The organism is Acinetobacter sp. 10FS3-1, from assembly GCF_013343215.1.
In the GTDB taxonomy this organism is placed as follows: domain Bacteria; phylum Pseudomonadota; class Gammaproteobacteria; order Pseudomonadales; family Moraxellaceae; genus Acinetobacter; species Acinetobacter lwoffii_C.
Genome location: NZ_CP039144.1, coordinates 221,287 through 242,972 on the forward strand (window position 1 = coordinate 221,287; position 21,686 = coordinate 242,972).

Sequence of the window (21,686 nt, forward strand, 5' to 3'; positions counted from 1 at the left end):
CCTTATGAACTGTAAGGCAATGAACGGAAAGCAATAAAATTGATGCGTTCAACTTGCAAACGTAACTTACAACTTAAAATCTGGTTCTTAAAGCGTTTCTGCATTCGAGCAGGGTAAGCACTTTCACAGCCTTTCATTGCTTTTTGAAAGCCCAAATCAATACCAGTCGTGTAATCACTTCTATCATATTGATCTAACTTCGAGTACAGCATTGAATTAGCATTAGTTAATTCAGAGTTGATTTTCTGTAGACAGCGATATTGCTTCTCAGAGGTTAAATCCATATCAACTGACGAGCACTTATTTAACACCAGGTTAATGTTGGTATATTTCTGCTTAAAAGCATGGTAATCCTTAAAATCACCAGTCTGAAATTGATAGAAACTTGTTTTTGGCGTTGCTTCACCGGCTTGTAAGCCACTAACTGACAGCGAACTTGCTGCGATCAAAACCATTGTTACTACGGTTTTTAAGTTTTTCATATCTGCACCGCTACACTACAATTTTATTAAGGATATTTCGGGAAATATTGACATAAGTATGGATAAAACTTAGGGCTTGTTGCTGCTTCCGCAGGGGTAATCTTGCCATCACCATTAGTATCCATACCCCGGTTAATTCGATATTGCTCACTTGGGCTAACGTATGTTGCGGAGCCTAAAACAAGCGGGTACAGGTGACGAATATCTTTTAAAGCAATATTGCCATATTCATTACGCCACCGCCTATTCTGGGCTACTTTTACTGTCAAATATGCTTCACCTAGAGACATTTGCTCAGTGACACTCATTGATAGAATTGTATTTCGATGTGATTCAGTAGTTGTACCAAAACCCCAATGACCCTTTTTATTTTTTGATGGTGCATATTTAGGATATAAACCTACTTTCTGGAATAATGATTGTGAAATGTCAGCAATACCCATTCGTGTCCACTGCATCAAACCAGTAGCAGAAGCATTCGGATTCATACCTCTAGGATTGAAGCCACCAGATTCAAAACCGATCACCGCAGCCAAGTCATTCGGGTTAAAACCAAATTTTAATGCTACGCGCTCGATTTCCGGTAGTAGGTCAGGGTATTGTTGTAATTTTCGGTGTTGAGCAATACCACCTTTACAAACACGAGGTACTTCACCTTTTGCAGAAGCTAAGATTTGACTGAAATCTTCCGAATCAGTCACGGTTGTATAGTCAAAATCCTCTGTAAATAATCGCTCTAAAGGCATATCGCTTACAGCAGCATTTACGCGAGCTTCCTCAGTAGCAGCATACGCTCGATCAACATAACCAGAGAAACGCTGCGCTCGTTGTGCAACATAAGCTGCCATCAAAGCTTCAATACGTTCTTGCTGTCTATATTGTTCTTTAGTGAGGTAATTATTAGCAGTAGTCATATTGAGGTATTCAGTTAGCATACCGCGCATAGACATTGCTGATAGGTTTTTAGCCCACCCCTCATTACCAAATCGAGACAAACCTAGCTTAGTGATCTGCTCAGAAGGCGATAGGTTAAAATCACCTGTATCCAGAGCCACTTCTTCCGCATTACCACCAAAAATAGTTCGCGGTGTCATATAACGAGATAGATCAGCAGGGGATACATAATCTTGGTTAGCCATTTCAGCAGGGATAGAGCCGTCAGCCATACCTTGTGCAATTGCGGTATTAGCTGCTGCATAAGCATCCATGTTTCCCACCTGTCCACCAGCTAAGGCAACCTTCGGAAATTTTTTGCCATGAATTACTTTTGTACATCCACCACGAGTTTGAATGCAACTTGGAACTTGGAGCGTAGTACCAGTTACACCGCTATACAATGCGTTCCATTGGGTACGCATTGTATTACCCAAATAAGGGTTCATAGCTTGGTCGGCTGCATTACCAAAGACAAATAATACATCCTCAGGCAAGTAGGGAGCAGGGTTTGTTAAGGACATTTGCTTGCTGGTATAGTCATGCCCATTATTAATTAGAGCTTTGAGTGAGCTTGACCCTTTATAAGAGTTAGCCACATTATCTGACTTTAAATGGTGAGCAAAAGCACGTTTGTTTGGCACTGCATAACTAAAGTGTAGATGCACAGGTCCAGTACCACTGTTACCCATGATAGCAACGTCCTGACCACGAGTTACACGTTGCCCTACTTTAACTAAATTCGATTGGTTGTGCAGATAAGCAATCTGATCGCCATTATCCAAAGTGATAACCAGGGCATTCATAGTACCACCCCTGAATGTTACCTTACCGTCATTGATGGCAACCATCTTTTCATTTTTCTTATTCGCCGTAGCATAGTTTATATCTACACCCCCATGACTACGACCATTACGGTTTTCACCGAAACGCCCCGCGCCTTGACGTACAGAGTGAGTTTGTAGTGGGAATAAGTTATTGTTGGACTGTCCTGTAAATGGCACTGTAGTTGGTGCTTTTTCAGTTTTCTTTTCTTCTGCTGCTTTTTCTACGACCTTTTTTGTCACCGTATTGACAGAACTCGTCGTATTTTCAGCAGCATATAAGCTTGAAGAAGCTATAAATATAGATAGAAATAAGGTGCTAAATTTAAGCCCACTTCCTATACTAAGTTGATGTGTGGTCATCTTATAATCCGTATCTTTAGTGGGCTACAACTCAAGCAACAGCTATCGTCTCTAAGTCCCAATACACAACTAATTAGTTAAATTTCGTATGTTTGAATATTACCCTATATTTAAAAAAAAATTAATCTACGTTGTTAAATAAGATAGATTTAGATTTATACAACTGAAACAACAATATGTGTTGACTTATGCCATGTTTTAGGTTATTTTTTTTATAATTAAATCCGTTGCAACAGTTAAGTATATTTGCAATTGAAATCAGTAAAAGTGTTAAGATAAATGGAGCCAGATTAAGATGTCAAACTTTAACTATGCTAATAATATTTTCGCCGTTCAAGAAGCGGTGAATAACTGCGCTATGGAAATTCTTAATGCTCATGCTGATTACGAACATGGTCGTAGTGTCCGTAAGCAAGCACAGGCTAATGATGATGAATACAATGAATTAGTCGATGCTTATAATGTCCTTTTGGCTAAAGCTAAAAAATTGGCTCAGTTTCATCGTGAAGCGCAAAATAATAATGCGTCTCTACAGGAACATATTTCAACTATTAGTCAACAGTACAATGAGTTAGTGGACGATAATCAAAATTTATCTAATGCTTTTTCTCAAAAGGATGATGAAATTCAGTCTTTAAAAGCTCAATTAAAAATTAAAGATCAAGAACTTCAAAAATCCAAAGCAAAGGTTAAAAATTTAGGTGAGACTGTATTTACCTTCACTCTTGTTAATACCATTTTAAGTACACAAACTACCGCTTTAAAGAATGTTCTGGGGAGTTGGGAAAATGGTAAAATTTATCAGAAACAGGGCTTCATTAATGCTTTAAAAGAAGCTGCAAAAAAAGTAGATTTTGCTAAAAACCAAGTTCCTACAACCAACTCTGTTGAAGCGTTTGCCTATTTAGAAAACAGCAATAAACCTTTATTTGAAAAATTACAGAACTTGTCTTTGTAATTAATAATCTGGGTAAAAAAAAGGTCACTTTAAAAAGTGACCTTTTTATATTTTACAGATTAACCGCCTTTTTTGCCGTTACCTGTTTTCCCCCTGGCTCCACCGCTAGATGAAGTTTTGCCAGATGACATAGGAGGGGTTACAGAAGCATTAAAGCTCATGCCTTTTGGTTTTTGGCTATTTAAGCTAGTTGTCATCGTTGCAGTGTTGCTTGACTGGACATTGCTTGTTCCACCCGCATAACTACCGCCACCACCAACAACAGTCGCGCCGTTAGCACCGTATGACTGAGTGCGAGCAGGGTTTGAAGTTGTGCCATTAGCACCCGCTCCACCTGTAGCACCCGCACCACCTGTAGCACCCGAACCGCCTGTAGCTCCGGCTCCACCAATTCCCCCCGCAGTAGGGTTTGAAGTTGTGCCATTAGCACCGGCTCCACCTGTGGCTCCCGAACCGCCCTTACCGCCACCTGTTAGACTATGGCTAACTGGCATTTGTGTTAAGCCGTTAGCAGGGGATTTTCCACTATATGCGGTTGAACCACCACCGCCAGAAGGTTCATTACCGCCATTTTTAGGGTTAGAGTTAGGGCGTTTCAATTCCTTACCACCGCCACCACCTTTAGGCGTATTTCCAGAAATACCTTGAATAGAAGTTTGCGCGTTGCTTTCACCCCAGTTACCCGCGTTCAAGCTACTACCCAACCACTCAAGTACAGTGTTTGGTAGTTGCGAGCAGAGACCGAAGATCATATAGCAAACAGCTAATATCAATGTGCAGTAAGCTGTCATCCAACCGGCGAAGGTAACAAAGCCGAAGAATACGGCTGAAATATCACCCCCCTGTGTCGAGTTAAATTGAAGTAACTGTGAACCCCAGAAAGCATCAGTAACATAGAACAGGATAGGGTTCGATAAGATGAAACCGAACCACAGACCTACAAGTGTCAAGATCGGACGTAAGAATAACGCAATGATCGTCACATAGCCTTGTGTCTGGCTGCCGGCAAAGGTTCGCTCAGGAATCATGTGCATTAATGACCACAACGGTAGACCCGCCATAGCTTGAATAATGTGAATAAACCATGCAACGACTGCCGTGGTAAAGAACAGGGTAGGCATTGATGGAATAATTACAGCCATGTATAGACCTAAAGCCATACATGCCATCATTAATGTCGTTAGAATTGGATAGGCGATACTAGAAACAAAGTGATAAACAGCATCAAGTACCTGATTCTTTTTATCTTCAAAGAAGAATCCTGGTAATAACCTTCCAGATAAATAAACTGATTCAACACTGATTTTCAACATATTGGCAGCTACAGATGCAGCCATCATGTATTCACCGGCTTTTTGCATATTAGCAATTACATCAGTCTCAGAATTGTATTTAGACAAAGGGTTTACTGAGTTTGATTTTTGCTGTGCATATTTTTCGCTAGGTCCACTACCACCATGTAATAGCGCATAAACAACTGCGGTTTGAAGATCATTAATCCAAGTGGTGTTTGTTGCAATGTAGTTTTCTGCTGATCGTTGGGCTGCTGCTGCATCAGTAGCATTTGAAAGCCCCTGAGAAGCACCAAGTTCTCCTAATCCCACGTTCCAGTCTTGTCGGGTAATGATTTTAGCTGTAAATGCGTCAAAAGCTTCCACAACAGAAGCACGAATCGCTTTACCTTGTTCCCCCGAAACGACAGTTTCATTCAAAACAGGGTCAGAGAAAGTGAAAACTTGCGCCTTATTCGCTTTCTGCATTTCATTCTGGAAGCCTAAGACACGTTGGCGAATACTCGAAGCCTGTGTCCAACCTTTTCCTACCAACATATTTGAAAGTGCATCAAGCGCAGCACCAAAGGCAGCATCATGTCCTGAACTTAGAAGGTTTTTAACAATTGTATTGGCTTGAGTGATATTACTGTCCACCAAATTATCTAAGGACGCTATGCTTGCATTCTTAAATGGATTTTCCCCCACGTTTTCAGATGCAGTCACAATGATGTTTTGGTCCATGTACCATTTTTCCAGTTGCATCAAATACGAAATCATAAAGTTGTATTTTTTTGCCTGGATAGATTGGTTCAATGTAACAATCGCATTTAAAGCAGTTTTTTGTTCATCAGAACTCAGACCAACTGCTTTTTTCAGATCGCCGTCATAAGTTAAATCTTTATCATTTGGGTTATTAATACTGTCAATAAAGCTTTGTACTTGCGTATCAAATCGCTGAATTGTCAGAGTTCTATAACCACAGATTCCTGATGTACTGGTTCCAATTTTCCCGCCTTTATCGGATGTTGCGTAGAAGAATGTGGCTTTAGTAAAAGTTCTTGTATCACTGGCATCAACACTTTGTTTGTTATAGGCTTTATCATAATGTCCGTACATGAAAGTTCCCATGACACGATCACTAGGAATTATATTAGCCGTCCATCCCGGCGGTACAGAAATATTGGCATTTGTTGAAGATCGGGCTAACCAGACATTTGTTTTAGGCTCTTGTCCATAAAATTCAGCATTAAGTACAGAGACACAGTGAATCTGACGCAATGCTTGAATTGCGGTAGCACGTAATCCCCAAATATCACGAGTTGCGTCAGTTGGCTGACTTAAACCTCTTGTGGAGAACAATGCTTCTTTAATTGAATCTTGATAGAGCTTGTTGGTGGAGCCATTACTCCATAAAACAAACGTCATCAAAATAACCTGAATAACACTATAACCACTAGGCGTAGGTAAAAGCATTAGCCAGGAAAATAGGAAACGCATAACAATGGTTGCTTTGGAACTGCCTGTGCCAAAAGCTTCACCATCTTGTGCGGAGTTGAGTAGTGCTGTTAATAATAAGCAAGACGCAATTACTATCGAGAGAGAAAACGCAATAGACGCAATACCACCCATTAATACAGGTGCTAAGGTTCCCACTTCTGGCTGTGCATTAGCCGGACTGGAACCAGATATAAACGCATCTATAAAGTTCTTCCCGAATATCGACCCCAACATCGTAATGGCTTGGTCATTACTACAGTCAGGGTTCGATGCGATCTGACAATATATAGACATTTCGTATCGTCCTAAGGCATATCGGATGAAGTCACGATATTTGTTTAAATTTTTGGTTTTTGTACCAATTTTCTTTCATTCGTCTAACAGATCGAATGTACATAGACCCCTCTAATATACGTCATTTCTACTTATCAGAGGTAGAACAATTTTCACCAAGCTTTACTAATAAAACTGATAACTTTTGTATGGTTTTTTTCTCAACAAATTTATATTAAATATTAAAGGGTGTTTAATATGTGTACTTGCCTATCTCAAAATAAATAGGTAAAAAAATATTAATACTATTTATTAGATTACTAACAACCTATTCGGAAATGTTTTTATTAAGCTTTTTGGTTGATATAATTTGTATTTTCAATTACTTACTTAAAGATGTGTTTTTTATGCTCCTTTTGTTAAAAAAGATTTTGAAAAAACACTTACTTCTTTTAACTAATATGTGTTTTCCAAAGTATAGCCTTTTTATTTTTTTGTTTACTGATTAGTTGAACCACTATCAATAACTTACAAAAACGTATTAAAATAAAACCTGAATTACCACTGTCTTGCTTTTGTTTTATTACATGGAATCAATAGCACAAGGAAATGTTAGATTTCACACTTGTATTTTTACAATTGTTTACGCCTAACAGCTTGAAATAGAAGTCAAAACAGGGTTTATAGTGTTACGACAGTTTGACAACATAGTATGTGCTACTTTTTGAAGAGCTTGTTAGTGATGTATTTAGAGAAAGGCTTAGTTTGCTAACCTTTGCAGGATAATAGAAATGAGTGCTTACAAATCACCGGCTGACCTAACAGGCGGTTTACTAGGCGTAAAGCAGATATTAGATAGTCAAACCAGTAGAAATCCTGATTTGAAGCATAAGCTTGATGCTTTTGTAATACTGAATCTAGCCCAAAACTCGAATCATAAAGGCGCAGAATTGCGCAAATTTATCTTGCAAGAAACTAACAATCTCAAAACAGAAAAAGAGTGGGATAAAAGCTTTAGTCCGAGCAAAATAGAGATCAACGACCGTGAAATTTTGACTTATAAAAAAGTGACTAAAGTTAGTAAAGCCATCCACGCAGCATTTAACTCAGCCGTACTATTAGCAGAACCGAATCCAGAGACAAGCAATTCCTATACCTTCTCCAATGCAAATAGAAAAGTTGTAACAGACAAAATAGTTAATGCTATTAGTCAAATTGAAGGTTTATCTGTTGATCGTACTACGAAAGCCAGTCTCACAAACCAGATTCAAGCCGGTTTGGAATCTGTTACGAATGATCAGCGTTTGACTTTGGATTTGATGCAAGAATCAGTGAATACTATTACTGCACAACAGCAAAAAACACTCGACAAAACGCTTGCTAAAGAAAATAATGTTTCCAGAGATAAGCAAAATGAGCACCGTCAAGTCTCAACACCAAACATATCTATGTAAATATTAATTTTAGGATTTTGCTATGTCACAACCAACTTATGAAACAAGTATCCCTGTTTTTTTGCGTGATTTTACAGGTAGTACATTCCCTTGTGGTGACAAATTAGTTGCTGCTGAACCTTTGATGCCTGATACGCCAATTTTCCCCCAGGACTGTTTAAGTCAACAACGTAAGAATCTAACCGCTTCGTTAGAAAACAACTTACCGCTTGAGATCGCTAATGACTTTATGGACAATCATATTGTTCCAGTTCAAGCTAAAAATGATGCTTTAAGCCTGATTTCTACTCAAGCCTTTAACCGTCAACGCCGTGACCTTGATCTTGGTAATACTAATGAGAACTCGGTTCGATTTGGTGAAGGTCCAGATAGCACAGCAGGGGTAGAGTTTGATGCGAATAATGCTGAAAATTACAACAAGCCTGATGAATGGTTAAGTCCATCCCCTTAACCAAAAAAAGAAGCCCTGAAAGTTCAGGGCTTCTTTTTTATGCGAATGACAAAAGTTTTTCGGGGGATATCCTTCTACGAACAAATGGCTCAATATCCATTAAGATTGCTTGGACATAAAATTTATCTTCGTTCAGTCCATCGAGCTTACGTGCATCATGGAAGTCTGCCTTAAATTCAGATAATACAGAGAAAATATCATCCTGAAATTCTAATGAATAATCTGCTGTCTCATGCGCATTCAAAACTAATAAATCAAAGATTATCGCTGCTAGACGGAAAATATGGCTTGCACCTGGATACTTGCCAAATACCTTTAAATAATTAGACTGAACATTGTCATAGAGTTGAGTAAATGCCGTTTTTAAATCTGAAATTTTATCTTTTCGCATTTCTGGTAGAACAATGTCGAATTTATACTGGAAAGATTCTATGAACAAGCTTTCTTGTAGTTGCTCTTCTGTCAGTTTCGCCCACTCAATAGTTTCATGCGTAGTCAGGTTATAAGCACAACGTATCTTAGTTATAGAAACTGCCTTATCAATTACTGTTTTAGACATATCATCAAGATATTGTCGATATTCCCAAGTTTCGTAAATCGTATTAAAAACATCAAAAGCAATGCTCTTTAAATACTGATGCTGTAGATAGCCACTTTCCAACTTACTCCATGATTTAAGTACGTTTTGCTTTAAGCACATTAAATCAAAATAAGTAGATCGGTTCGCAATTGGAATATTGACTATACTTTTGGTTTCAACGAAAGAAAGCAAGTGTAGCCATTTTTTTGTTAGGACAGTCCATGCAGCCACATCAGTTAAACGCGGTACAAAAGGATGTTTTACTTTTACAGCATCGTGCATAGCTACGACCGCTTTTCTTTTCTCTTCAATGCTTACTAACTGACGAGATTCAGTTACTTTTTTAACAATATCGTCATGCTGAACAGTTGTGTCGTGAGTGATAAAGGTTTCTGTAGAACGTAAGTCAAACGTGCTATCAAAATCATTAGCACGAGTTTCTACCTCTTGTTCCTTCTGCTTTAGAACTAGATCAACACTACCTTTGGCATTGGCTATACGAATATTTGCAGATTCATCATAAGGCGAGTTAAGCATTGCTTTTATTATGCTTGTTTCGCTTAGTTCTGGAATATTTTTTACTGTAATCGGGGGAGGGCTGCTATCAACTTCTGTAGATTTAGTTTCATTGGCAGTATCAATCTGTCTGCGTGTAGAGCTATTTACACTAAAAAAATCGAGAGCTGGGATATTTTTTTCTTGTTCTGCTGACTGATTTGGTTCCGAGGATTCCACTTCGATCACTACACATTCAGTTATATCTTCAAGGTCCAAGATACCAAAATCATCTGCTGAGATTTTCTTAGCTTGACTGCCTGAACTTACCGGCTGTTTAGGAGCTGTATCATCAAAATTAAAATCTGGCAGTAAGGGCTTTTTAGGTATTTCCTCTTTAGGTTCTAAACTGAAAGAGTTACTTGTTTTATTAAGCTCTTCAACATGGACAAACTGAATTGCATCACTATTTGCTTGTTGTGGAAAATCAATAGGCGTATCTAAATCAAAAGTTAGATCAGGAACTATCTTTTTGTAGTCCGATTCTGTTTCAGTTGTATTGAAAAAGCTGTCAGTATCATCATCTACAGGCTGATAATTCACACCATTTAGCTGATCAACGATCTCTGCGCTTTCCATTTTTTCAAAGCTATAAAAATAATCGTCCTTAAATAATTGATATATGCTTTCAGAATTAGTGCCGTGAACTTTGGCTGTAGCCTTTTCTTTTAAAATGATCAGATCATCAATAAAACCAAAAATAGCATTTAGAGCTGCTGAGAAGAACATAGTGTAGTCACCAGTTACTTCCGCACTCCAGGTATAAAGCTTTGCATCCAGATAATCACAGACCACTTGTGTTTCGATACAGAGGAATCGACCAAGTATGTGCATCATCATAATTTTGGCATTGGTCAGACGCTTTTCTGAGTAGTCTACACGTAATATTTTGTTCTGATCGAAGATATAAGATTCAAAGAAGCTCAAGACATATTTTTTGGTCTTGAAATCCTGAACCCCTAATTCTTTAAATAGAGGAAAATAATCTTCGTAGCTGACCAGATTAAATGAATTATTTTGAGATAACTTTACATAGTGCAGGGGATAACTTGCATGTGTATATGGCTTTTCATCTTCACGAACTGATAGATCAGCATGAAATTCAGCTTTGGTCCAAGTGGCAATTAGAACAGGCTCTTTTGCTGAAGAAACAATTTTTATTGGTTCGGATGTATCAATTCGTGTTTGTAGATCAAAACAATAAGCACCAGAATAACCAGTCCGTGATTCTTCTAGTTTTACCCAGGTATCTAAGTGATATTTAAGAGCCAGGTGCAGTTCAGCTAAACCGCGAATCTGGAACCCAGAAAGATAATAGTATTTTGCAGTTGAAAAAAATCGTGTTTGTTCGACACGATTTTGGTCTTGGAATTGGTTACGCCATAAGTTTTGCTCACATACCTTTTGAAGAAGCTCGTAGACCTCTTTGTATGCAGCATTTATGTTTTCAGTGCTGATTTGGTCGTCTATTTCTTTAGGTAGCTCATAACCAACAGGAGGAAATCCAAACGGTGAAATTAAATAATCCATATCAGCACCAATAGGAATAAGCCTATTCCGTTAAATCAAATGAGAAAGTTTCTGCTTCTTCTCTTTGCGCTTTGTGATAAAGCGTAGTGAAGTGGCTATGAAGATCGCATATTAGATCGTCATTTTGTAGGGCATAAAGTACCGCACTTTCAATCAAAGCAACGCTGATACTTTCTTGTACTTTTTTTTCGGCAGCAATGAGTTCAGCATTGTGACGAGTAGAAAGGAAATGCAAGGCACGAATCTGTAGAAGGCTATCTGTAGCTTTAATATCAGCAGCACGTTCACTTAAAGCTTGGTTCTCTATTTTGAGATCAGTTCCTTCAACTTCTGTAATGAACTTAGCCAAAGCACGATAAGTTAATGGGTACTTAGTCAACCAATCGGTACGACTACCAAGTGGAGTTTCAATAACTTCATCCACAGCCAAAATTTGTGAGAGATTCACACGATTACTTAGAATAAGTGTTTGTGCATCTACAGATACTTGAGCAATAAATGGTTCTGCTGAGAACTCTTTTAACAATACATAGCTCAATGGCGCATATTTTTTATCTTCGGTCGTCATGGGTAACTTACTCCAAGTTTATATAGGCTTTTTGACCATATTCCATATTATAAACTTTATTCATTTTAATTCCTATAATTATATCACCATTTTCGTTTAAGCCTTTTGTTAGGTCTTTTCCTTTATATAGATAAACAAGCTCTTTTCTAGCAAGATTTATTGTATTTTTTAGAATAAAACTTTCTATATTTTTATTCATACAAATACACATCAAAGTAATGCTTTTATTTTTAGGTATATACTCTTCATAAGGGTTTACCTCAAAGAAGCGCACACCCTTAATAAACTCACCCGCATCAATCAAACGCTGAACAGAAACACCTTTGGTTTCTTGCTGTATGAGGTTGAAAATAGAGCTTAAATCCTTAACTTTTTTGAGGTTCTTTAGATCAATTTCCAAGCCAATACCAATTTTCTTAGATAAGAAAAGCGATAATACCTTTTCATAATCAATATCATTTTCTTGAATAAGAATACTGTTTATACGCTCAAATATTTCATCGTTTTCAATATCATTATATACAAGACGAAGAGTGGGTTTATTATATCGAAGGGTATTATAATTTTCGTTGAAAGAAATATCATTAACCTCAATTAATATTTTTTTAAACTCTAGCCTAATAGAATCTTTTAATATTTTAATTATGCGTTCATCTATTTCATTTGAACCAACAGTAATATTCTTAATATACATTTCTTGAAATGCAGCAAGGGATAATAGCAAAGGAGCTTCTGATGGTTTAATATCACCTTTATTTAAAAATACACTAACTGTATTTTTCAATTTATCAGGAATAACAATAGGTTTATTCATATAATTTTATCTTTAACGTCTGACAGATCGTTTAATAAACTTAATTGAAAAGGGGGAATATTTCACCCCTTTGTTTATGGATTGATTGCAGCAATATAATTGTGCAAATCTACACGATGCGCTTTTTCTTTGAAGTATGTATTAAAGACAAATATAAGAGCTGATGACACCAACATAAACATTGGTGGGTTTTCACGGTTAATGCCTACTACGCTCACCATATTACCGGCACGTTTTTCGTGCGTGAACTGAAAAATAAAGTTATCTTGCTTGGTTCCAGTAAATGCCCCTAATTTATGCTCAACCATTCGTATAATAAAAGGGAAAATGAGCTTTTGAATCCGGTTAGCATTACGCATCTTACGATTATTATAGATAAAGCAGTGATCTTCATGCTCACCTAAATATTCAGTAATGAGTGAGTTCGTAATGTGCTGTAAAGAGCTGATTACAGCTTTGTCCTGTTCAGTTTGGACATATTCAATTGATTCAATCGTCTGTGTTTCAGACGTTTGTTGAGTATTATTTTCCATATATGTACCTTAAAGGTGAGGGTCTAACAGAACCCTCGTTTTTAACTGCTTCTACTGTGTGAGAGGGCTTACATTGTAAGCCCATCTTCACGTTCTAACTCCTGACCTTTCTCGTTCTTACACTCTTTATCTTTTTCAGCATCAAGAGTGTTTTCTTTAGATTGAGAAAGTTCATTTTCCGCAACATTAACTTTGCTTGATTGTAGAATGTGCTGACCAATATATTCAACCAGAGCATCCACCTTTTTCTCGATTTCTTCTAGCTCAGGACCAACCGGTAAGATCGGACTTTCTATTGTGCTGTTACCTGATGCCAAAAATGTGTTTTTAAAGCCCAAATCTTCAAGCTTTTTATTTATATACGCTTCACCGGTACGAGCAAACAATTCCCACGGCGTAGCCCAATAGTCCTTGCCACCTCGTTTGTCCTGGCGTTGAGCGAAACGATAGAACTCAGTAGGAATTTTCTCAGCCACGGCTTGAGCATCAGCAGAAGCAACAACCGCTACCGCAGCCGGAGTAGGTTTAGGCAGCTCAAGTAAATTTGTAACGCTATGGCTGCGTACAAACTCACTAACCTTATCTTCGCTCTTGAGGTGATCAGGAGCATATTTAAGTATCTGATCACGCATGTATAGCGCAGACTGGACAGCCATCAACTTACAATGCAATCCACCCATTTGATCAGCAATAGATTGAGAGGAAATATCCTTCACCAAGCCATCAATTACTTCTTTACGTTGCTTTTCACTGTAATGTGGGTATTGGGTCTTAACAAAGGTAGTGACTGACGATATACCGAACTGTGGTGTACTCTTTTCAATGAGGGTAGAGAATTGATCAGAAGCATATTTAAACCCACTCAGATTAGTATCATCCTTGCAATGCTTGGCATCCTTAGCAAATACCTTCTCAACTTTGTTGTTATAGTTCTCCGCGATAGATTCAGACTTTTTGAGCGTCCATTTCAGATACTCTTCAAGGTCGTTACCTTTCGGTTCCACACCGGCAACACTGAAAGTTGGTCCAGTACCTTGCAGTTTGGATGCTTTGTCATACCACTCAAGCTGTAGCTCGCTCTTTTTAGCACTCAATAGGTACGATAGTTTCTGGTTGCCTGGCTCTACCTCTGCCGGAGCAGCTTTAGGCTGTTCAGGAGATTTGAAGCGCATACTTTCCATAATATCGACCATCATTTTCGCCATAGGTGTGCGTGGTTCATAACCACGAGCAACCATATCGGATAAAAAGTGAGTAGCGTTCACGGTAGCGGTTGGCAAATCAAACTTCTTATCTAGGAGGTAGTTCTTTTCTAGTTTGCCGAGGTAATTGTCTAGGCTATGGAACCATTCATGGGCGAGTGAACCCGCGCCATTTTGACCAGACAGATTAATGATATTGTTTGCCAGGTCATAGTGAGCTGCTGCGCCCTTGCTACCACGAGAAGCGAATGCCAGTCCAGTACCTAAGGAAATCTTAGATTCATCCAGATTCAAAACTTTCGCCAGATCACGCATTGCATCAAAAGCAAGGTTCGCTACTTCTTGACGGACATACAGAGGGGTAGAGTTACCAAACTCAACGGCGTTCATACCGAAGGTATTTCGCAGATCAAACGCATCAGCATTTTTGCCTTGACGATAATCTTCACCAATACGAGTAGAAGAGAGCATACCCCAACGAGAAGATTTCACTTCCTGATGAATAACTCCTTCACGACCATCGACAGGCGTTACTACTGCCATTGTCTTGCTGTCACGATCAAGTGAGTTTTCTGGTGCAGAAGGTTTAGGTTCCTTTGGTTGCTTCGGTGTAGCTTCTTTCTCCTGAGTAGGTTCAGGGAGTTCAGCCAACACTTCTTCGTAGCTACGGACAGGTACGTTGCTTTCTTTAATCTCTTTGGCAGCATAATAACCAAGCTTATCTACCAGGTTAGTAGTCAGCTCACCGGTCTGTATATACAGAGCAAATTCTTTGCTGATCTGTTTGTCTTTTACAGGGTCCTCAGAGAAGTCATTTATGTGTTCATAGATGTTCTGGAACTCATACTTACTATTTTTCGGATTTAGCAGCTTTCCTGTAGCCTTTTGAAGTGCTGTATTCAAAAGTGGATGAAACGGATAGCTTTTTAGATTTGGTTCGCGCAGTTCACTAAATAGTGGGTTAATGTAGCTAGGAGCATCCAATAAGATATTTGATACGGAATGGTCCGAATAGCTCTTTTTGGTTGAGTACAATCTTTCAAGGTTATGTACCCCAAGTGACCTACCATACGAGTTATTCAGTTCGCTAGACAACTGAGATATTTTTGACGCGAAATCAGTCAGGCTGTTTGATAGGTTTGTCGCGTTACGAACACCTGATACCATGTCGTTGTAGAAGCCAAGACTATAAACGCGCTTCATAATGTCTTTTTCAGCACTCTCAAGCAATTTAGGTTTTCCAGGCAACATATCGTAGAAAGCCTGAGCAACGATAGCGAATTTCATATCACCTGTACGCGCTGCAACTTCTTTGAAGTCTGGCTTCGTCCAGATTTTACTTTTGTTCACTAATGATTGAGCTTCGGCATTAGACATTTGACGGATATTGTCAATAGAGAAGTTATAGCCATAGCGGTCTTTATGTGCACCTCTGAGCTTGGTTCCTACATCCCCGAAATAGCCCCGGTTATCATTTCCGGTTGCATTATCCTTACCAGACAACAATTGGCGAGTAGCTTCAAAATCTTTTGGTAGTAGATCAGATGCTTGAAGCATGGTATTCAGTTTTTCAGCCTGACTAACTTCTTGATACTTATTACCCGAATCATCAAAGCCGTGGCTTGTAATCACTTTCCAACCATCTTCCACCGCCTTGTGAGCGTCTGACTGGCGTACATCAACCAATTTGAAACGTGCAAGCTCCGTATCTGTTGAAGGCTTCATTACTAGGGCGTGACCTAAAGCAGACTTTTTGCTATTAAGAATATTAGCGAAATGCCAAGCAATGTTGTTTTGCAGATCACTAGCACATCGAGCTTTAACCAGTTCAGTTGTATTCGGGTCCAAGTCTTGAGCCTTCAACGGCGACAGCGTGATTTCTGTGGTATCAAGAACCAAACGCTCTACCAGATTGTTAGATTCAACAATAGCCCCGAAGCCAGTTGCTTTGGTGATATTGTCAGCTTGTAGCTCAAGGTTGGCTTTATTACCTAAATCCACTGAGCCGACGCTGTATACAGAACCCTTTGCAGAAATCGCATGGCGATTCGTGTCTTTATGGTCAACAACAAGTATTGGGAACTTGTCATCAGCATAATTCACCAGGTACACATTCGCAGTTTCCAGTTCTGATTGTGGCATATTGTGTTTTGGATGATTCGGGTCAGCTTTGATCTTCTCCACAGCATTTGCCAATAGTTCTGCTTGATATATCAGGCTTTCACGGTAGTAGTCTTTAAGACTATTATGATCAGTGATCATCTTACTCGACATATCTTCGTGAATAGCAACTTCATCCAGATCAGCTTTAATTGTGAATGGGTCATAGAAAGGATGGTTCTTGTTGTCCAATTCATCTTTGAAAAGATTGATCGCTGATGCAGTAAAGATAGTGCGAGGAATATCTACTGGTTCAGCATTTTTCAATTCCTCAATATGCTGATCTAGGTCAAATCTTTCATTGAACGCATTTGGTCGTAAGTTTTGAGCAAGCACCGCTTTTGAACCCAATGGCTCTAAATTACTAGAATCCGGGATTTTCACATAGCTTGGTACTGCGCGTAAGTGAGACAAGTCATTTGCATTAAAACCGCGAGACTTGTACAGCACCATCGGCACACCCACAAATGGCTCTTTAAGCTGTGCGTCGATTAGGTCATCTACAGACTGCGCATTCTTAAATTCCGGCTTTTGTGTGTAGTTATCAAAGTGACTGAATGACCCAAACATCGGTTTAGTATCCAATAATGCGATATCACGCTTTATTGCGCCGTAGTCTAGGTTTGCCAGAAAATCAGCTTGGATACTACGCAAATTGTAGCTTTGTGCTTGTGGGAATGAAGATATAGACGCTACTTGTTTGTTCTGCTTATTCAGAAAATCAAACAGCTTTGGTGTGAAGTTGATATTTGCCTTGTATTCATCACTTAACTGGCTGTTATCCAGACGAGGGAAATACATCATTGGTTTATCAATGTACTCGTCTCGTCCGTTATGTCGTGCCAGAGCTTTGATGTAGCCATTCACATTAAGTAAAAGGGCATCATTTTGGCTAATCGGCATATTTTTCGAGCCGACAAAGTTTTCAATGTAGTCAGTCAGGTAAATCGTCGCTTCACTGACTTTCCAGTTTTCAGCAGCAGCACCTAAACCAAGATCGCTATTCAACCCTTTTAATGCTTTGTAGCTAATCGTTTCTGGCAGCAAGCGATAGATTGGACTATCCATATTGCTGCTCATTGTTGGCAAGACAATATCCAGTTTGTCGCTTTGGATTTGTGGCAGCATAGTAATTAAATCATTCCAAGCCTGTACAGCACGTTCACTCATATCATTCACGTACTGCGTTGGGTTCTCAAACTTAATGCTGAGATCATCTAGGCTAGGACGGAAGTATTCGCGTAGGGCTTTGAACTCCTGGCTTGGCTCTAAAGTTTTAGCGTATACAGTCGCAATGCTGCTTTCAGGTAGAACATCATAGTCCAGACGTTCAATTGGTCCATCAGCAAGGATTTTTGCCAGTACCGTTGTACGAGTTAAGCGGTCTACTTCATCACCTGAAAGACCTGAAATCACTGTATTACCTACAGTCAGATCATGGGCTACATCAGCTTTCTGTTCGTCTGTTTCAGGCTCAATCAGTTTGAAATTCGCATCTTTAAAATCGTCATAACTAAGTTCTGCGAACCACAGCTCTTTAGATAACGCCTTAAATTCAGCTTCATTCTCAGGCTTGGATGAACGAATGAGTTTGGCAATCTGCTCGATCTTTGGTGCTTCTTCCGCTTCAATATTCAGTTGGCTGAATACATAGTTCAAGCGGAACTGGTCATAGGATTCTTCCAGAGCAACTTCATAATTTCGGGATTTCATCGGCTGATACTTGGCTGTATCCAGATCAGCATTTAGATCGTATGGAATCACCTTGAATTGATCTACCTGACCTGGGCGACCCATAGCCCAACCAATTGACTTAACGCCATCTAGGGAAGGTTGTACAGGTGGTACGAAATTAGTAGTGAAATAAGCTGCTAGGGCAACTTGGTTATTGATATTGTTCTCATGCTGAACAAAATCACCTACTGTTCTGCCATCTTTGAACAGAAGCGTCTCTTTCAGTTTAGGGTTTGATTCCTCAACTTGAGCAGCAGTCCATAAGTTCAGCTTATCCTTAGCATCCTTAAATGCCTGGTCAGAGTATCTAAAACCATAGGTATCTTTAATTTCTTGACTACCGCGCTTAATACCATTCATGTAGTTGGTAGAAGCACTGTCATTCAGGTCTTTATCCGCAAAGCCACGCATCATGCGGGTTAAGTTGCTTGTTGGGGTATCAATATCAAATTGGTTTTCACCAGTAATATTTTCCAGACCTTTAAGCATCACAGCCACATCAGAAACAATACCCGCAGCTTTTCCAAAGCCTTTTAAATGATCGCCAATTTGATTATGGAGAATCTTTAAAGCCGGCATTTCATTGGTAATGGTGTGGTGCTTTTTAGCCTTCTTAATGCGCAGTTTTGCTTTCAGGAAACGGCTGTTCTGATAGCGACGACCGAATGCACGATTAAAACGTGGCAGACGCGATTTATTAATAACAGTGATATCGCGTAATGGATATTGAGATTCCATCATTGTGCGGGTCGCATGATCAACCAGTAAATCCAGTTTCTCCGGCTGACGATATGATTCATTGGAGAATAAGGTTTGATATGCCTTAGTCACACGATCATCTAGTGCTTGCTGATCTTCTTTCTCGTTTTCCGAATATACCAGGCGCGAAGATTCTAAAGAGCGATCAAAAGCCACTTCAATGCGGTTGATACGATTAAGGATTGCATCTTGGTTCTCTAGGGAAATCGAGAGTTGATTTTGAACTTTTTTCCATTCATCCTGAATTTCAACCAGTGAACGAGATTCTGGCATGGTGTAAGGGTAGAGGTCTTTTGTCAGACCCATGTTATTGACCATTTCACGTTCATAGACCGCATCACGCTCGTTTTTCAGCGTTACTGACAGGTCTTTAAGTGACTTAATCTCTTTTTCGATTTCAGGTAACAGGAATAGCTTTGCATACAAGCGATAGCTTTGCGCCGTTTGTACTTGCTTTACCATATTTGGGTCATCAGATTTGATGAATTGACGAGGAACGTAGGTCGCTTCCTGAACCACCAACTCCAATTCACTGTATAGCTCGTTTGGATTCTCAAAAACCAGAGTGTCTGCACCAGATTCAGCCACAGTATCAAGCTGTGTGCCATCTTGAGTGACTGGCAAAATTACGTCTGATGAAATCGGCTCTACTGCTTCATCGTCAATGTACTCAACAAACTCTTGATGCTCTTCTGCAAACGTCACCGGTTCACCAGAAATAGATACAACTTCGGATTCCAGAGTGCTATCCGTGGCAGAAGCATTAGGTTCGGGGTTGTTGTCCTGGTCTAAATCGTTTCCCTGACTACCAATAGGAGCGATCTGTTCAAGAGCTTCATCCAGAGTGGCATTCACATCCACTTTGCCAAATGCGCCATTCAAGGCAGCTTGCATGTTCTGGATATACTCTTCACGCGCCAGTAATGTTTTCTTGCGCTCTTCTGCACCGACTTGTTGAATGAATGCTAGGGCATCATTGTCGATTGAATTTGAGATCGCTTCTACGCTGATTGGTTGATCTACGTCTACATCCAGTGAAGCTTGTGCCGGAGCCGGAACGTCTGAATTTTCAAGCTGCTCAACTTCTTCTTCAATCTGAGCATACATGCCTTCAACAATTTCATTCACCTGAGCATCTGTTGGACCCGAAGTGATGGTTGCTTGTGGAGCCGACATTTCAGAAGCAGGGCGTAGATTGGTTTTGGCAATCAATTCCTCAAGTGATGTTGGTTCCATTTCATCAATAGCATCATTGTCGATTACCGGTAATTCTGGCTCTACATAAGGTGGTGGCGCAGTATCGAGGTTAAAATCAAGCGGTTCTTCCTCTGCAACCGGAGTTGGCGCAACAGGTTCCACTTGAGCTTCCTGAACAGGCTCTTGTTTCAAATAGACCGCTTGGTAATCACGAGCAAACTGTAGAGCATCTGCAACGCTATATTTATTGTTTTCAGCAGAAAGAGGGTGGTTGCCAGAGAGGTTGTGAACATACGTTTCAACATAGTCTTGGCGTTCTTTCATTAAGCGGAAAAGGTTGTTCGGATTAAGCAGCTCTTTTTCAAACTCGCCGTCCTTATCGCGTGTCAGGAAGTACCATTGCTGATCTTCTTGATTTTTTCGTAAGTAATACAGGTTATCGTCTGCACCAGGACCTTTTATCGGCTCACGGAAGCTTAGCAATGACAGGGAAATACGGTTTAGGTCGCGCAAGTCTTGACTGAGTTTTTCGAGTTCAGCTTCAATGCTTTCTTTACTCAGACCATTTTCACGGACATTATTTTGGTTCAGCGTGTTATGTGCAGATCGGTTGAGAGTATTCAGCGTGAAATCTGCATCAGCGAATAGGACCGCCTTATCACCCCAGGTAGGGTGTTCACTAGGTAAATGATTGAAGATTTCAGGTACTTCGCGTAAATCTTCAAATGCCAGTATGGTTCCGTTCTCTTGAACAGACACCGCTTGCATAAATGGAGACAGCTTCTCTTTGCGAATGACAGAATCATCGTGACCATCAGCATAAGCAGCATCTTGTGACGGATATACTTTGATTAGGGCATTGCCTTTGTAACCAAATTCAGAAAGGGTTTCCATTGGCATACTGTCGATCTGGTGTGCACGTACATACAGAGAAGATGAGTTTTGAACAAAATCATCATATTCTTGCTTGAGCGTGTTTTCCTGATTACAGCTCACCACATAGTAATCTTTATTGTCTTTTTGGTACGCAGTACGGTTATTCAGGAATAGATTGCGCCATTCTGTATGAGACTGTTGCGGAGCCGTAAAAGGGGTAATCTCACTGCGAGGGATACTCTTAATATCACCACGCCCCATATTTAGAAAGACATTCTGGAAGTTACGAGGATTCAGACCAGAGCTGCCATTAGGGTTGTTATAGACCAACGCCATACGGTTACGATGTTCTGGAATTTCAGAAGGAATGATTTTGAATCCGTTGTTTTTCAATGCTGCATAGAAGTCATCGGGCTTTTGATTAGAAAGCGCAATAGCTTGTTGAACATCGTTAATGAGTAGGACACTCAAACGCTCGCGGTACTTGTTCTGTTCAGACAAAGCCAAATCAGCACCGAAACGTCTCAAGTCAAGCCAGGTAATCTGATCTTGTGAAGCCATACGTTTCACCACTTTTATAATTGATTTATCAAATAGGTCGAAATGAGCCTATGCCATCAAGTTTATATCAAAACCCTGCATTCCCATAGGTTAGAAGTTGTATATACA

General features: G+C 39.6%; 11 protein-coding genes. 3 read left to right on the forward strand and 8 right to left on the reverse strand.

Features of this window, described 5'->3' with window-relative positions; all coding sequences use genetic code 11:
• Positions 1–2: 2 nt before the first annotated feature.
• Positions 3–482, reverse strand: a complete 480-nt coding sequence (locus E5Y90_RS15250) for a hypothetical protein (RefSeq protein WP_163146340.1) — start codon at positions 480–482, stop codon at positions 3–5.
• A gap of 26 nt (positions 483–508) precedes the next feature.
• Positions 509–2,602, reverse strand: a complete 2,094-nt coding sequence (locus tag E5Y90_RS15255; RefSeq protein WP_163146341.1) for a M23 family metallopeptidase — start codon at positions 2,600–2,602, stop codon at positions 509–511.
• Between the two features lie 295 nt (positions 2,603–2,897).
• On the opposite strand from E5Y90_RS15255, the gene E5Y90_RS15260 reads away from it, so the two are divergent.
• On the forward strand, positions 2,898–3,560 hold the full coding sequence (locus E5Y90_RS15260; RefSeq protein ID WP_163146342.1) for a hypothetical protein: 663 nt from the start codon (positions 2,898–2,900) through the stop codon (positions 3,558–3,560).
• 59 nt (positions 3,561–3,619) lie between these two features.
• Here the strand turns inward: E5Y90_RS15260 and E5Y90_RS15265 are convergent, their stop codons facing one another.
• Positions 3,620–6,625: a DotA/TraY family protein gene (locus tag E5Y90_RS15265; protein ID WP_163146343.1), complete on the reverse strand. Its 3,006-nt coding sequence runs from the start codon at positions 6,623–6,625 to the stop codon at positions 3,620–3,622.
• 770 nt (positions 6,626–7,395) lie between these two features.
• Here E5Y90_RS15265 and E5Y90_RS15270 point away from each other — a divergent pair.
• Positions 7,396–8,058 (forward strand): hypothetical protein, encoded by a 663-nt coding sequence (locus E5Y90_RS15270; RefSeq protein WP_163146344.1) that lies wholly within the window; start codon positions 7,396–7,398, stop codon positions 8,056–8,058.
• 22 nt (positions 8,059–8,080) lie between these two features.
• A complete protein-coding gene (locus E5Y90_RS15275) occupies positions 8,081–8,509 on the forward strand; it encodes a hypothetical protein (protein WP_163146345.1) in 429 nt (142 codons plus the stop codon).
• 37 nt (positions 8,510–8,546) lie between these two features.
• Here the strand turns inward: E5Y90_RS15275 and E5Y90_RS15280 are convergent, their stop codons facing one another.
• The 5 genes from E5Y90_RS15280 to E5Y90_RS15300 form a co-directional block, all read right to left on the reverse strand.
• Complete coding sequence (locus tag E5Y90_RS15280) at positions 8,547–11,174, reverse strand: hypothetical protein (protein WP_163146346.1); 2,628 nt, start codon at positions 11,172–11,174, stop codon at positions 8,547–8,549.
• A 22-nt stretch (positions 11,175–11,196) separates the two neighbouring features.
• Positions 11,197–11,742: a hypothetical protein gene (locus E5Y90_RS15285; protein ID WP_163146347.1), complete on the reverse strand. Its 546-nt coding sequence runs from the start codon at positions 11,740–11,742 to the stop codon at positions 11,197–11,199.
• A 7-nt stretch (positions 11,743–11,749) separates the two neighbouring features.
• Entirely contained in the window at positions 11,750–12,556 is an 807-nt protein-coding gene (locus tag E5Y90_RS15290) for a hypothetical protein (protein WP_163146348.1), read from the reverse strand.
• 74 nt (positions 12,557–12,630) lie between these two features.
• Positions 12,631–13,089 carry a hypothetical protein gene (locus E5Y90_RS15295; RefSeq protein ID WP_163146349.1) on the reverse strand — a complete coding sequence of 153 codons (459 nt, stop codon included), beginning with the start codon at positions 13,087–13,089 and terminating at the stop codon, positions 12,631–12,633.
• Positions 13,090–13,157: 68 nt separating this feature from the next.
• On the reverse strand, positions 13,158–21,578 hold the full coding sequence (locus tag E5Y90_RS15300; RefSeq protein ID WP_163146350.1) for an LPD1 domain-containing protein: 8,421 nt from the start codon (positions 21,576–21,578) through the stop codon (positions 13,158–13,160).
• Positions 21,579–21,686 lie beyond the last annotated feature (108 nt).

What these genes read in the sequence shown, in the direction of transcription:
- E5Y90_RS15255 (WP_163146341.1), bottom strand. Translation starts at nt 2,602, where the DNA reads ATGACCACACATCAACTTAGTATAGGAAGTGGGCTTAAATTTAGCACC.
- E5Y90_RS15270 (WP_163146344.1), top strand. Translation starts at nt 7,396, where the DNA reads ATGAGTGCTTACAAATCACCGGCTGACCTAACAGGCGGTTTACTAGGC.
- E5Y90_RS15260 (WP_163146342.1), top strand. Translation starts at nt 2,898, where the DNA reads ATGTCAAACTTTAACTATGCTAATAATATTTTCGCCGTTCAAGAAGCG.
- E5Y90_RS15295 (WP_163146349.1), bottom strand. Translation starts at nt 13,089, where the DNA reads ATGGAAAATAATACTCAACAAACGTCTGAAACACAGACGATTGAATCA.
- E5Y90_RS15285 (WP_163146347.1), bottom strand. Translation starts at nt 11,742, where the DNA reads ATGACGACCGAAGATAAAAAATATGCGCCATTGAGCTATGTATTGTTA.
- E5Y90_RS15250 (WP_163146340.1), bottom strand. Translation starts at nt 482, where the DNA reads ATGAAAAACTTAAAAACCGTAGTAACAATGGTTTTGATCGCAGCAAGT.
- E5Y90_RS15265 (WP_163146343.1), bottom strand. Translation starts at nt 6,625, where the DNA reads ATGTCTATATATTGTCAGATCGCATCGAACCCTGACTGTAGTAATGAC.
- E5Y90_RS15300 (WP_163146350.1), bottom strand. Translation starts at nt 21,578, where the DNA reads ATGGCTTCACAAGATCAGATTACCTGGCTTGACTTGAGACGTTTCGGT.
- E5Y90_RS15280 (WP_163146346.1), bottom strand. Translation starts at nt 11,174, where the DNA reads ATGGATTATTTAATTTCACCGTTTGGATTTCCTCCTGTTGGTTATGAG.
- E5Y90_RS15275 (WP_163146345.1), top strand. Translation starts at nt 8,081, where the DNA reads ATGTCACAACCAACTTATGAAACAAGTATCCCTGTTTTTTTGCGTGAT.
- E5Y90_RS15290 (WP_163146348.1), bottom strand. Translation starts at nt 12,556, where the DNA reads ATGAATAAACCTATTGTTATTCCTGATAAATTGAAAAATACAGTTAGT.